Origin of the sequence: Photobacterium sp. SKA34 (assembly GCF_000153325.1) — a bacterium.
GTDB lineage: Bacteria > Pseudomonadota > Gammaproteobacteria > Enterobacterales > Vibrionaceae > Photobacterium.
Genome location: NZ_CH724146.1, coordinates 91,122 through 104,444, shown reverse-complemented (window position 1 = coordinate 104,444; position 13,323 = coordinate 91,122). Strand labels below are relative to the sequence as shown.

Genomic DNA, 13,323 nt, shown 5'->3' with positions numbered 1-13,323 from the left:
GTTAAACGCTGGCTTTGTTGTTCTTATAAGCGGCGACTTATCGAAGGCTTTGCTGAACTTTGCGTTTTACCCACGTTTCATTTAGCCACAGTGAAAACATTATGATCACGCCACCGACTATCAAACGTGGATAGTCGACATCACGATTCCAAATCACAATGTTCACAATCAACCCTGCTGGCACCAGTGCATTATTCATGATTGCAAGAGCGCCTGCATTGACTAACGTCGCCCCTTTATTCCAGATGAAATACCCCAAGCCTGAAGCAATTACACCAAGATAAACTAAGATCCCCCATTGAGTATCAGTCGTTGGTAGTTTGTCGTTATTGCCAAACAGTAAGAACATCGGCAATGCGATACAAATGGCACCAATATAAAACCAGCCAAATACCGTATGTTGTGGTAGCTCTGTGGTTTCTTGTTCGATAATTCGTTTATAGCCTACTTGCCCGATAGCAAAGCACAGGTTTGCCCCTTGGACGATGAAAAAGCCGATAATAAAGTTTTGGTTGATACCTTCAAACTTGATAACAGCAGCACCCAATACCGCTATTGCTGCTGTGAGCAAATACCAAGGAGAAAACTGTTTATGGAGTGCATCGTAAATTAAAGTGACATAAATCGGAGTGAAAATAGTAAACAGTAATACTTCAGGCACACTGAGATATAAAAAAGATTGGTAGTAGAAGCAATACATAATCCCTAATTGGCAAGCGCCAACCATCATTAATTTGAGAGCCAATTTGGGATGAATGTGTTTAAAGCGTAAAAAAGGGATAAAAACCAGCGCAGCTAAACTGACACGAGTTAATACAGAAAACCAAGGGTCAACCTGGCCGGCAAGGTAGACGCCTATTAAGCTAAAAGAAAACGCCCATAAAAGGGTGATGACAGATAAATATCCCATTACGCTAGCAATATCCATATAGAGAATTAAGGATATTAGTGTAACGAAAGTTAATCTTGTCGCCTATGAAAAATATAGAGTAGAAAATAACAGGTATGAGCAGCAGCCAACGGTATTGGCTGCTGGATTAAGAGAGGTTATAGCTAGATTATTTCAGTGGAACCATTAATAAATCAACAGGCGTACGGCTTAGTAGCTGGCGAGTTGACGATAGTATTTTGCTCCAGAAATCTTGATGATGACCACAAATCACTAAATCAATATTCATGTTTTTTATCGCATGACAAATTTCTTCACTCAGATCACCACTACCGACAAGGGTATGTGACACTGGATATTGTGTTTTTTGTGCCAGTTGGTGAAGTCGTGTTTGCGCATCATTTTCAGCGCGCTCATGCATCTCTGCTAAATTAATATCAATGAGTCCGGTGTATAAATCAGCGTAATCAACATCGATGTGGATCAGAGATAATTTAGCATCGAGGGCTTTGGCTAATAGCGCAGCCTTATGGACTAATACTTCGCTATCGTTTGATAAATCAATGGCGGCAAGGATATGTTTATAGACCATTAACTGACACTCCATATTCATTAGGTATCATTCATATTAGCATTGAGTATGGGGTAAAAATATCGATTTGGTCGCATCTTATTGCGGAGTTAGTGGTTAATTATTTTTCAAAAACAAGTAAGCGTTTTTGCTATTGATTTCGTATTTCATGAAAAATAAAGAGAATTATCTCTATATTTTTTTTCGTTAGTTGCATTCTAAACAATGCACAGTGACAATGTCTTGATTACACTTAAACAAACAGGAGTAGTGCAATGTTAGCCAAGGCTATGGTTGATAACCTAAACGAGCAAATCAACTTAGAATTTTTCTCTTCAAACCTATACTTACAGATGAGTGCATGGTGTGAGGATAAAGGTTTTGAAGGTGCTGCTGAATTTTTACGTGTTCATGCCGTTGAAGAAATGGAACATATGCAACGTTTGTTTACTTATGTAAGCGAAACAGGTGCTTTGCCAATTCTTGGTACTATTGAGGCACCAAAACATGAATTCGCATCATTAGGTGATGTATTCCGTGAAACTTACGAGCACGAGCAATTAATTACTAAGAAGATCAATGAGCTTGCTCATGTTGCATTTACTACGCAAGATTACTCAACATTTAACTTCTTGCAATGGTATGTATCAGAGCAACATGAAGAAGAAAAATTATTTAAAGGCATTTTAGATAAAATTGAATTAGTCGGTGAAGACGGTAAGGCACTATTCTTTATTGATAAAGATTTATCCGCGATGGCAAAAGCAGAGTCTACATCTGTTATGGATTCACAAGCCTAATATTGATAGGGAGCGAATTTGCTCCCTTATCTCCCGGCGTGTGGAACCGCATTTTTTGGGAGAATATATATGAGTAGTGATGCATTTCTTTTCGCACTTTTTTTAGTGGCAGTTGTTAATACGTTCCGTTATATAAGTACCTTAAGAACATTGCTGGTGGTAATGCGAGAATGTGATCCCCTTTTGTATCAGCAAGTGGATGGACGCGGTTTTTTCTCCTCTCAAGGTAATGTCAGTAAACAAATCCGTTTATTTCATTACATCCGCAGTGAGCAATATAAAAAGCATCATGATCCGGTCTTTATGGCTAAATGTATTAAAGTACGTAAGCTATTTGTTCTCGCCAGTACCTTTATGATCACTTTTTTTATCGCGATCTTTGCGGTTGCCTTTCTTGGCTACTAACACTTCTTTCGACAGAGTACTAAGAACCTTATCTTGAGGCTAGCTATGCGCGTGTCTGATGTTTAGTATGATCCCAATATAATATGACGGATAGGCTATATCGATAGCCTATTTTTGCGTATCGCTAATCATAGAGAAACAGAAACGTTATGGAAAAGTTCATATATTGGTGGTCGTCGTTAGAAAAGGGCGCATCTGTCGATTGGATGTATAACATTGGCTTACTGTTATTGTTGAGCTCGGTGCTATGGGGTGGATGGATCTTATTGTCACGTCGTTTAGCTACGGTGGCAGAAAAAAGCCAGTTTATTTGGGATGATGCATTAATCAGTGCAATCCGTGCGCCTATTACGCTATGTATTTGGGTTTGGCCAGGCTTGCTGTCAATTGGCATATTAATTGATAACTTGAGCACTTATTCCAGTACATCATTATCGACTCTTCGTCATCTGTTGCTGATCTGGACCATTATTTGGACGCTATTTCGTTTAATTTCCAATATGGAGCAGACCATATTGGAAAACCGACCGCAGCGTGATACGACAACCGTTAATGCGATATCGAAGATTTTACGTTTAATCGTCATGGTGTTTGGCGGTTTAATTGCGATGCAAAATCTAGGCTTGAGCTTATCAGGCCTACTAACCTTTGGTGGTGTTGGTGGTTTAGTTGTCGGTATGGCAGCGAAAGATCTGCTGGCAAATTTCTTTGGCGGCATGATGTTATATTTTGATCGTCCTTTTAAAGTCGTTGACTGGATCCGCAGTCCTGATCGTCAAATTGAAGGTACGGTAGAGAAAATTGGCTTCCGTATGACGATTATCCGCACCTTTGATAAGCGTCCACTGTATGTGCCTAACTCTGTGTTTAGCTCGGTGGTGGTAGAAAATGCATCTCGCATGCTCAACCGCCGTATTAAGCAAAGTGTCGGTTTACGTTATTGTGATGCTGCAGTTGTGGGTGATGTTGTACGTGATATCAAAACCATGCTACAGAACCACCCAGATATCGATACTCGACAAACCTTGATTGTGAGCTTTGATACTTACGGTGCGTCGTCACTCAATATTTTGGTATACACCTTTACCAAAACGGTTGAGTGGGCTAAGTACAAAGACGTACAGCAGAATGTGATGCTGAAAATTGTTGAGATTGTGCATTCGCATAGGGCCGATTTTGCTTTCCCAACCACAACATTAGATATGCCTGCAGCGGCATCTACGGCACTGGTCTCTATTGAGCGTATTCAGCAAGCTTGATCGGTTTGCTATCAGGATAAATTATTACGGTTGGTATTACGCCATTAGGTAGGTAAAATAGCCGCCGCGAGAGAGAAAGGATGCTAGCGACTAGCATCCTTTTTTCGTTTTTCCCTTAGTGTTTTTGAAAGGCAGATAGTAATTCATGGCAAATAAATACGATGTCGTCATTATCGGTGCGGGTGCTGCAGGACTGATGTGTGCAGCCGAAGCGGGTAAGCGTGGTCGCTCTGTATTGGTGGTTGATCACGGTAAGAAGCCGGGACGTAAAATCCTGATCTCGGGTGGCGGTCGTTGTAACTTTACCAATATGGATGTGGCCGCGAATAATTTTGTTTGTCGTAATCCGCACTTTGTGAAATCTGCGCTATCTCAATACACCCAATGGGACTTTATTGGCATGGTGTGCCAACACGGGATTGATTATGAAGAGCGTGATCATGGTCAGTTATTCTGTCTAGATTCAGCAAAAGATATTGTTCAAATGCTGTTGTCTGAATGTGATATGCCAAACATCGCCCAGCGTTACCAAGTCGATGTTCATACTATTGAAAAGACCGATTCAGGCTTCACTCTTGGCCTTAATACCGACACCGTTAGCTGTGAATCGCTGGTGGTTGCCACCGGCGGTTTATCGATGCCGAAACTGGGTGCAACTCCTTTTGGTTATCAAATTGCTGAACAGTTTGGTTTGAAAATGCTCCCAACCACAGCAGGCCTTGTACCGTTTACTTTACATGTAGAAGATAAAGAAGCATTGGCTGATCTGTCTGGTATTGCCGTTCCAGCGGTCGTTGAAACTGAGGATGGCACTTCATTTAAAGAAAATTTACTGTTTACTCACCGTGGTTTATCAGGTCCTGTTATTTTACAAGTATCGTCATACTGGAAACCGGGTCAGAAGATCACCGCAGATTTATTACCGCATTTAACCTTGGCTGACACGTTAAGTGAAATGCGTGAAGCACACCCGAACCAAAGCTTAAAGAACTCACTGTCTCGCTTACTACCTAAGCGTCTTATCGAGGCTCTGATTGAGCGTGGGGATGTACAAGATAAACCGTTAAAGCAGCTTAATCACAAAGAGCTGGCATTACTGAGTGAATATTTCCACCAATGGCAGATCGCGCCAAATGGTACAGAAGGTTACCGTACAGCAGAAGTGACATTAGGCGGTGTTGATACCGATGAACTATCCTCCAAAACCATGGAAACTAAGACGTTGAAAGGCTTGTTCTTTGTCGGTGAAGTGATGGATGTGAGTGGTTGGTTAGGCGGCTATAACTTCCAGTGGGCATGGAGCTCTGGTTATGTTGCTGGGCAATATGCCTAATTTTGTGTAAAGACAATAAAGTTTGCCCGTAAGCACTAAAGTTTGCCCATAAGAGCATTTTGAAACAATAAAGTTTGCCCGTAGTGGCTCTGCTTACTATGATTAGTGTAGGTAAAACTTATTGGATTGAGTATGGGACGCGGGCGTAAACTAGAGTCGTTTAAAGACTTTGAGCGAGCATTAAAGAATAAATACGGAATCGGCCAAGGCTCAGATTATAAGCCTTGGCTTAGGACTGTTGATGTAAAGTCTAAAGGTGCGCGCTCATTAATCTATGGTAGGAAGTCTCAAAGAGATCACCATATGATGTCTTCAATCGAAAGTGAGCATTTCTTCCTAGCTGAGTCTTTAAACTGCGTGGTTGATATTAGAGAGCAATTTCCGCTTCTTCCCCTTAATCTCACCCAAAAAGTCGCGAAAAACCTAGGTGTTGAACACCCAAAACATCCAATTACCAAAGAACGGATTATTATGACAACAGATCAGTTGCTCACGATAGACTCCCCTCAAGGCACTATATACCATGCAATCTCTGTAAAACCTGAAGATGATTCAGGTGATTTACGTATACTCGAGAAAATAGATATAGAGCGAGTTTGTTGGGAGTTGCTTGATGTTAAGTTCAGCTACTTTACGGGCAATGAATTAACGAGAGTTCAAAGCAGCAACCTTCAGTGGGCTTCATTCCCGTTTCGTAAGAATCCGATAAGCTTTTCTTGTGACCAGATTCATTGTGCTCTCTCTGTCGTGGCTGTTGGGCAATACTTTGTTGAAGACCTCTGCAGCCAGCTAATCTCAAGAAACATAACATCTCATGAAGACGCTTTATTACTAGTACGTTTCCTCATTGCCGATAAATTTATCGATGTGGATTTATCGACTAATATCCCTGAATCAGGGCTTATTGATATTAAGTATGTAACAGCAAAGCAGGAGGACACTTTATATGGAGCTTCCTAGAAATAGCGTTTGGAGCTTGAAAGATTCTGAATTGCTTGAAGATGGACTCTATCGTCTGTTGGATATCATGCAGGATGTTGAGTCTGTTATTCTGTATTCACTTACCGATACTTCAACAACGGTAAGGCCTGTAGCTGTTTCTCTAGAAGGTTTTATTGAACTTGTTTCCAGTCGCAAAGCTAAAAAAGCACAATATGAGTTGCCAACTTACCTTTTAGTTGATGAAGAAAATATTTCAGATGAGCACATTGCCCGTCGAGACAAAAATTATGATTTAATCAAAGGAATTATATCAGACAGTGCTTTTGTTTTTGATTACGCGACCAAAAAACGCTCACCTCAACTTGCTGAATATTCGAAAAAAATTAATGTTGATCGTAAGTCATTAGCACGGATACTTACTCTATATTGGCGAAATGGGCAGGATAAAATGGCTCTGTTACCTGCATTTTCGAAAAGTGGAGGTTCAGGGCAAGAGCGAACTCTAGTAACGAAACCCTTAGGATCACCAAAACGGCCAAGAACTATAGCAGTTGAAAGAGTCGCTAAGTATATCGTGAATGATGATGACAAAAACAAATTCAAAAAAGCACTAAAGAAATACTACCTAAAAGAATCTGGGCTGACGCTATCAAAAACCTATGACAACCTGCTCAAAGATAATTATTCAAAAGAGGTCAAGCAGGCAGAGGCATGTGGTAGGCCCCCTTTAGTCCCAACTAAAAAACAGTTTAGTTATTGGCGTACAAAGCTATTCAGTAAAGATCAGATAATCAAGCAACGAACCTCAGAGAATGATTACCTCAGAAATAAAAGGGGAGCGCTAGGCAGCATTACTGATCGAAGTTATCTCCCTGGTACTCACTTTGAAATAGATGCCACAGTTGCGGATGTGCATATCGTGTCTGAGCTCGGTTCTCAGTACGTCTTAGGGCGACCGACGATTTATATCGTTGCAGACAGGGCGAGTCGAATGATAGTTGGTATGCACGTATCGCTTTATCACGCTTCATGGCGTGCAGCGCGTCAGGCATTAACGAATAGTTTCTTACCTAAATCTAATTATTGTAAAAGCTTTGGTATTGATATTGAAGACTCTGAATGGCCCTGTGCTCACATTCCGAAAGAGTTGGTTTGTGATAATGGTGAAATGATTGGGGTTCAACCCCGAAAAGCACTGACACCAATGACCCAATTATCATTTTCCCCACCATATAGGCCAGATTGTAAAGGTGTGGTAGAAAAGCGATTTGATATTATCAATAAAGAAGTACTTCATGAGTTACTGGGTACAACGAGAGGTGGTCAGGTTGTACGAGGTAGTCGAGATCCTAGAAAAGACGCAATCTATACGCTTAAGGAAGTTACGGCTGAAATAATAAAGGCGGTACTAGAGCATAATCGTTCGATTCTTGATGATTTAGCCTTTTCTAGCCCTTTACTCATCGAAAATGACTTATCACCAACTCCCCTGAATTACTGGAAAATACATCTCAAAAAGCATAGGCATGAGCTTCAATCAGCTAATCGTGATGAGGTTATAGCTAGGTTGCTGCCTTCAGCAGAAGTAAGTATGACTCGAAGCGGAATATATTTTAATGGTATGTATTACTCTTGTTCAGAAGTTGAGGAGCTTAATTTGGCATCTGTCGCTAGGTCATCAGGACGTTGGAGGCTAGAGGCGCGCATAGATGAAAATACAACGAATTATATCTATGTTCGCTTAGATAAAAACAGAGAGTTCATTAGGTGTAACTTGTTACCGCGGAGTCGAATGTTGGGTGATAAGTCTATGTATGTAGTGGTCAACTAAAATTGGCCACGGTTTTAGAGTTTTCCCAATATAATCGTTCTGATTCGTTGGGAGTTAGGCCGCCATTATATTGATGCGGCCTGAGTTGACAGTAATACCCGATAATGTAGCGGATGATCTCTTGTTGAGCTTCAGCAAAACTACGATAACCCACTGTTGGCACCCATTCGGTCTTTAAGCTTCTAAAGAAACGCTCCATTGGTGCATTATCCCAGCAATTTCCTCGGCGAGATAAACTCTGTTTTATCTTAAAACGCCACAGTAATTGACGGTACTTTCGACTTGTATAGTGGCTACCTTGATCGCTGTGGAACATGACGCCTTTCGGCTTACCACGCGACTCATAAGCCATTGAAAGAGCTTTGCCTGTCAGACTGGAATCAGGTGATAAAGACATCGACCAACCAATCACTTTGCGGGCAAAAAGATCAATAACAACCGCTAAATACATCCAGCGATTTCCTGTCCAAATATACGTAACATCACCAACCCAAACTTCATTTGGGGCGGTAACAGCAAACTGTCGGCCCAAGTGATTTGGAACCTCAACATGTTCTTGAGAAGCCTTTCTGTATCGATGCTTTGGCTGTTGGCAACTGACTAAACCAAGCTCTCTCATGAGTTTTGTTGCTCGGTATCGGCTCAGTTTTAAACCCTGATTTGTGACTATATCTGCAATAGTCCTCGCTCCCGCAGAGGCGTTGCTTGCTGCGTGGGCCTCACTAACTAAGCTGCGAAGTTTGACTGTTTCCGCCCTAATCGCTGTTGGACGCTTTAGCCAATAGTTATAACTACTTCGATGAACATTGAAGACTTCGCATAATGTTTTTACGCTATAGCTCTGCTTGAGTTTCTTGATCATCAAGAATTGTTCAGTGAGTCCGACATCAACAGAGCCGTGGCTTTTTTTAATATTTCATTATGCTCTTCAAGACGAGCTAACTTCTTTTTTAATTCCCGAATTTCTATTTGCTCAGGGGTCATAGGCGAAGCTTTTGGCGTTTTGCCTTGTCGTTCTTGTTTAAGCTGACGAACCCATTTATCCATCGTGGATTTACCCACATTCATGGCTTGGGCGGCTTCTGCCACTGAGTAATTTTGATCAATCACTAACTGTGAAGCCTCGAGCTTGAATTCTGCGCTGAATAGTCGTCTTGTACGATTTGTCATAGTGTCACCTGTTAACGTATGAAGTGATGATATCACCTCTAACTAAGTGACCAAATTCACTATGCCACTACACTCAAGCGTAAGGGACTTGTGTGAAGAGATCCTCTCAACATTAGATCTTACCCTTGATAGAGAAAAAACGAAGCCTGCGGGAACGATAGGTGCTTTAATTCGACAACTTGAGCAGTGTATGAAATCAAGCTTTATAGGCATGCTGGTTATTGATGAAATGCAGAATTTGCAGTTCAAGCGAACGGGTGGAGAAAACAATCTACTAAAATTTCTACATAGATTGATGAATAAACTAGGTATTCCTCTTTTCTTTGTAGCAAACCCTCCGTTTGATAAATCTTTGATTAAAGAGCTAAAAGCAGCCCGTCGAGCTGAAAGCGGGTATCACCACACTATGTCTGTATTAGAGCGTGAAAGTGATTCATGGAATACGTTTGTAGATCAGCTTTGGCAATATCAATGGACGAGTGTGTATACAAAGCTGACGAAAGAACTTAACGATGCTCTTCATACACTTTCGGTGGGTAATATTGATATGGCGAGCCGTACCTTCCGAGAAGCGCAACGGTTAGTTATTGGCGCTGATGATGAGCGTATTACTTCGGCAACATTAGAAGCAGGTAATGCTGCTGCGTGTGGCCTTTCAAAACAAACTAAAGAAGTTAATGAGCTTAAAGCGGCTACTTTGCTACCCAAGGGGAGGAAACGTAGTGCTCGAACCACAGAAAGTCCAGAGGTAAAAACTATCGATAAAACGGGGGATATAACTAAACCACAGCACCCTGAGTTTGCTTCTAAGCTTATTGAGTTAGTTGACGCCGTTGACCTAAAAAGCCGAATTAATGATCCTGATCTGTTCCAACAAGCAGCTGGATTAGAGGACCCGATGAGTTATCTAAGGTCTAGAAATATCGTTCTTGACGATCCACTCTCAGAATTAGCCTATAGTTAATTAATAGGGCTTATCTAAACTGGAGATTCATCATGCAGCTGCCTACAGCACTAGCTGATGAATCTCTATTTAGCCGTATATGTCGTTATTTAGCTATTAGTGAGCTTCCCCTTGAGCAAGCCTTGCAAAAACTTGTGGGCGACGGGAGAGGTGCTATTCATCCTTACCTTACATCCAATTTGCACATTACTGGTCAATTCTCCGAAGAATCGCCAGAAGTACTTCAATCTAATCAAACTCTGCGTCCGTTATTTTCCTATTACTTGCCGCAATATCGAACCATTCTTGAAAATGTAACGACCAATACAAATGACATACTAAGAGCGAGCCAACTTTCTACCTTTCGCGGCAAAGAACGATTATCTGTAAAGCACTGCGCTTTGTGCGCTAAAGATGATGTATATAATTTTGGTGTAGCCTACTGGCACCTAGCTCATCAAATCCCTGGTGTTGAAGCTTGCTCGGTACATCGCACTTGGTTGGTACACAATGAGCTCTTAGATCGTAGCCACGCAAGTGGCGTCTTACTTCCTGATATCAGAGTCGAGCCTATTTATTGTAATGAGCTTGCGAGGGAGTTCTCAAAGTTCTCATTAAATAAAATTAGAAGCTTACAATCTAAGAAACAAAGCGTTGTCACTATTAGTGACACTTACCTTAAAAAGCTCAGGATCAATGGTGGTTTAACACTAAGTGGTCGAGTCAAACGGAAAAAGATAGCTAAGGAGTTGTTTGAAATATCTGAAGAGTTATTTCCCACGCAGTCTGATTTATCACTTAGAACACCTGAAGATTATCGCTTTGTTTCATCCCTGCTTTCTGGTCAATATCCTCAACACCCATTTAAGCACCTCCTATTTGAGTTCTATTTGTCTCGCAGTAAACACGATGATGAACCTGAAACTCGAATCATGAACGTTAATGCCCCTATAAACAAAGAAGACCATTGCTGTGATTTATTGAGATCAGGGTTATCAATGGCAGCGGTAAGCAGAGAAATTGATAAAAGCAGATGCTATGTGAAAAGTATCGCTTTGAAAAACAATATCCCTGTTAACTTAAAGCCCAAGAAAATCACCCTGAATATCAAGAATTCGATAATTAAATGGGCTAGAAAAGGCTTTCATCGAGATGTTTTAGCTAAGCTCCATGATATTTCTACTGGCAGTGTAGAGCTAATTATCTCTACGACTGCGGGTCTTGTTGAGTGGCGAAAACAATGTAAAGTTGAATCTTTACGGCGTAGATATTGCTGTCAAATAATACGGTTTATTGCTTCTAATCCTAAGGCTTGCCGACAAGAGGTTAAAAGCATTAATGAAGCGGCATTTTATTGGTTGTACATTCATGAACATCAATGGCTTGAAAGTGTACTTCCTGTTGCTACTCAAACACAGCATGTAGGGAGAGTTGATTGGCACCAGCGTGATAAACTATTGGTGGCTGAAATATGTTCAATCATGCAGCAACACCAAAACCAGTTATCAAGAACGCAGCTCGATAAGCTGCTAGGAGGTCATGGTTGGTTAACGAAGAAAAAGCACAAACTGCCTAGAGCATTAATGAAATATCAAAGTTTGCTCAAAGAAAAGCGATAGTAAAGACCTACCTATATTTGTATTCCTTATTATGACTTAGATCATGTCTAATCCGTCTAAACCCTACTCAATCCGATGTACACTTTAAGCTAAACATGTCATATTGCAGCATAGTTTTAATTGAATTTGAGTATGGTTTTTAGATGACCCAAAGATGGCTTTCAGTAGAAGAGATTGCAACTCACCTTGGTGTGAGTAAAGACACCATCTACGCCTGGCGAGAAAAGAAAGGCTTGCCTGCGCATAAGGTTGGTCGGTTTTGGAAATTTAAGGTCGATGAGGTAGATAGCTGGGTTAGAAATGGAAGTGCCTCCGAGCCATCTGAGGGGACTTCAAATGAGTAATTCTAAATACAAGTTATCTCTTACGCTAAGGCCTGCGTTAATTCATGAAAGTAGAGTCGTTGCAGAGCAATATACTCAACTAAAAGACTGGCAGTTGGTTCGTGACGAAGTGCTAACGAATAATCTATTGCAAGCTCGGACTGAGAGCACATCTAAAACCATATATGGCGAAGTCTCTAAGCGTCTGAAGAATTTAACTGATGATGAGCTGTTGTTAATGACTACGTCAGACTTAGATGCGAAGCACCTAGTTTGGCTAGCTATTTGTCGTGAATACCTGTTCACATATCAATTTGCTGTTGAGGTCTTATGTGAGCATTTCAACAAAAGTCGGCTTCATCTCTACCCTGAAGATTATGTTGCATTTTTTAACGCAAAAGCTGAATGGCATAGTAATTTAGACAGCATTACTCAACAGTCAAGATATAAAGCTCAGCAAACTATGTTCAAGATGCTTGCTGAGTGCGGCTTAGTCAATGAGGATAAAGAGATTCTACATCAACACGTCTCTGCGCAACTTCAAGAGCTTATCAAGCAAACTAATGCAGATTTCTTAAGAATATATCCTGGGGACTACAGCTAAAATGGCAGGAAAATTCAATAGCGTTTTAACTAAATCAAGCCTCAAAGATGCCTATGCACACTTAACGGATGTGCTTGCAAGTGATCCATTTATCAAAATGGAAGGGTTAAATGGTGATATCCCTTTCCATATCTGCCCTTTTGATCCTGCGCTTCAAAATGATATCAATTTATTGATTCGACAGATAAAGAACTACCTAATAGATGCTCAGGTAAAAGTGCTTGAGATCAATCTATATGACTTAGTCATAGAGATTGCAAAAGAGGAAGGCGATTGGGAGTGGCTACTAGAAAACGAAGTAACGATGGCAAAGGATGTCTTCAAAGAGCAGCTACAGGGCATCATTGATACCAAGCCTGTGCTCATTCCTGCAATTGTCGACAAAATGGCTGAGGCTGAATTTGACCTGCTATTGATAACTGGTGTCGGTGAGGTTTTCCCATATGTGAGATCTAGTAACCTTTTGGAAAATTTACAGATAAAAGCAAAAGAAAAACCAACGCTAATGTTTTACCCTGGTCAATATAAACACTCCGTTGAAAAAGGCACCTCTTTAGTCCTATTTGGGACTTTAGAAGACGACAAATACTATCGCGCATTTAATATCTTAGATCGGGCAATCTGAAGGAAGTAG

At 40.9% G+C, this 13,323-nt stretch carries 14 protein-coding genes; 11 read left to right on the top strand and 3 right to left on the bottom strand.

Annotated elements, in window-relative coordinates; genetic code table 11:
• Positions 1 to 37 precede the first annotated feature (37 nt).
• Both SKA34_RS21335 and SKA34_RS21330 read right to left on the bottom strand, forming a co-directional pair.
• Entirely contained in the window at positions 38 to 910 is an 873-nt protein-coding gene (locus tag SKA34_RS21335; protein WP_039861063.1) for a carboxylate/amino acid/amine transporter, read from the bottom strand.
• A 148-nt stretch (positions 911 to 1,058) separates the two neighbouring features.
• Positions 1,059 to 1,481 carry a universal stress protein gene (locus SKA34_RS21330; protein WP_006647499.1) on the bottom strand — a complete coding sequence of 141 codons (423 nt, stop codon included), beginning with the start codon at positions 1,479 to 1,481 and terminating at the stop codon, positions 1,059 to 1,061.
• 254 nt (positions 1,482 to 1,735) lie between these two features.
• On the opposite strand from SKA34_RS21330, the gene ftnA reads away from it, so the two are divergent.
• The 6 genes from ftnA (at position 1,736) to SKA34_RS21300 (ending at position 8,030) form a co-directional block, all read left to right on the top strand.
• Entirely contained in the window at positions 1,736 to 2,260 is a 525-nt protein-coding gene (gene ftnA / locus SKA34_RS21325; RefSeq protein WP_006647498.1) for a non-heme ferritin, read from the top strand.
• Positions 2,261 to 2,329: 69 nt separating this feature from the next.
• On the top strand, positions 2,330 to 2,665 hold the full coding sequence (gene uspB, locus SKA34_RS21320; protein WP_005372140.1) for a universal stress protein UspB: 336 nt from the start codon (positions 2,330 to 2,332) through the stop codon (positions 2,663 to 2,665).
• 149 nt (positions 2,666 to 2,814) lie between these two features.
• A complete protein-coding gene (locus SKA34_RS21315) occupies positions 2,815 to 3,924 on the top strand; it encodes a mechanosensitive ion channel family protein (RefSeq protein ID WP_006647497.1) in 1,110 nt (369 codons plus the stop codon).
• Positions 3,925 to 4,069: 145 nt separating this feature from the next.
• The gene (locus tag SKA34_RS21310; RefSeq protein ID WP_006647496.1) at positions 4,070 to 5,257 is read left to right on the top strand and encodes an NAD(P)/FAD-dependent oxidoreductase; all 1,188 of its coding nucleotides are present in this window, start codon (positions 4,070 to 4,072) and stop codon (positions 5,255 to 5,257) included.
• 132 nt (positions 5,258 to 5,389) lie between these two features.
• Positions 5,390 to 6,217 carry a TnsA endonuclease N-terminal domain-containing protein gene (locus SKA34_RS21305; protein WP_006647495.1) on the top strand — a complete coding sequence of 276 codons (828 nt, stop codon included), beginning with the start codon at positions 5,390 to 5,392 and terminating at the stop codon, positions 6,215 to 6,217.
• Entirely contained in the window at positions 6,204 to 8,030 is a 1,827-nt protein-coding gene (locus SKA34_RS21300) for a Mu transposase C-terminal domain-containing protein (RefSeq protein WP_006647494.1), read from the top strand. Before SKA34_RS21305 ends, SKA34_RS21300 begins: the two co-directional genes overlap by 14 nt.
• Here the strand turns inward: SKA34_RS21300 and SKA34_RS21295 are convergent.
• Positions 8,023 to 9,200, bottom strand: a protein-coding gene (locus tag SKA34_RS21295; protein ID WP_086004105.1) for an IS3 family transposase whose coding sequence is annotated in 2 segments (ribosomal slippage) — positions 8,023 to 8,942 and positions 8,942 to 9,200 — 1,179 coding nt in all. Because the reading frame shifts where the segments join, the coding sequence is not laid out codon by codon here. The two genes, SKA34_RS21300 and SKA34_RS21295, sit on opposite strands and share 8 nt — an antisense overlap.
• Positions 9,201 to 9,261: 61 nt before the next feature.
• Here SKA34_RS21295 and SKA34_RS21285 point away from each other — a divergent pair.
• From SKA34_RS21285 to SKA34_RS21265, 5 genes are all read left to right on the top strand, one after another.
• The gene (locus SKA34_RS21285) at positions 9,262 to 10,164 is read left to right on the top strand and encodes an ATP-binding protein (RefSeq protein WP_232284294.1); all 903 of its coding nucleotides are present in this window, start codon (positions 9,262 to 9,264) and stop codon (positions 10,162 to 10,164) included.
• A gap of 32 nt (positions 10,165 to 10,196) precedes the next feature.
• The gene (locus tag SKA34_RS21280; protein WP_006647492.1) at positions 10,197 to 11,762 is read left to right on the top strand and encodes a TnsD family Tn7-like transposition protein; all 1,566 of its coding nucleotides are present in this window, start codon (positions 10,197 to 10,199) and stop codon (positions 11,760 to 11,762) included.
• Between the two features lie 143 nt (positions 11,763 to 11,905).
• Entirely contained in the window at positions 11,906 to 12,106 is a 201-nt protein-coding gene (locus SKA34_RS21275; protein WP_006647491.1) for a helix-turn-helix domain-containing protein, read from the top strand.
• Positions 12,099 to 12,689 carry a DUF1819 family protein gene (locus SKA34_RS21270; protein WP_006647490.1) on the top strand — a complete coding sequence of 197 codons (591 nt, stop codon included), beginning with the start codon at positions 12,099 to 12,101 and terminating at the stop codon, positions 12,687 to 12,689. Before SKA34_RS21275 ends, SKA34_RS21270 begins: the two co-directional genes overlap by 8 nt.
• A 1-nt stretch (position 12,690) precedes the next feature.
• Positions 12,691 to 13,314: a DUF1788 domain-containing protein gene (locus SKA34_RS21265; RefSeq protein WP_006647489.1), complete on the top strand. Its 624-nt coding sequence runs from the start codon at positions 12,691 to 12,693 to the stop codon at positions 13,312 to 13,314.
• The last annotated feature ends 9 nt before the right edge of the window (positions 13,315 to 13,323 follow it).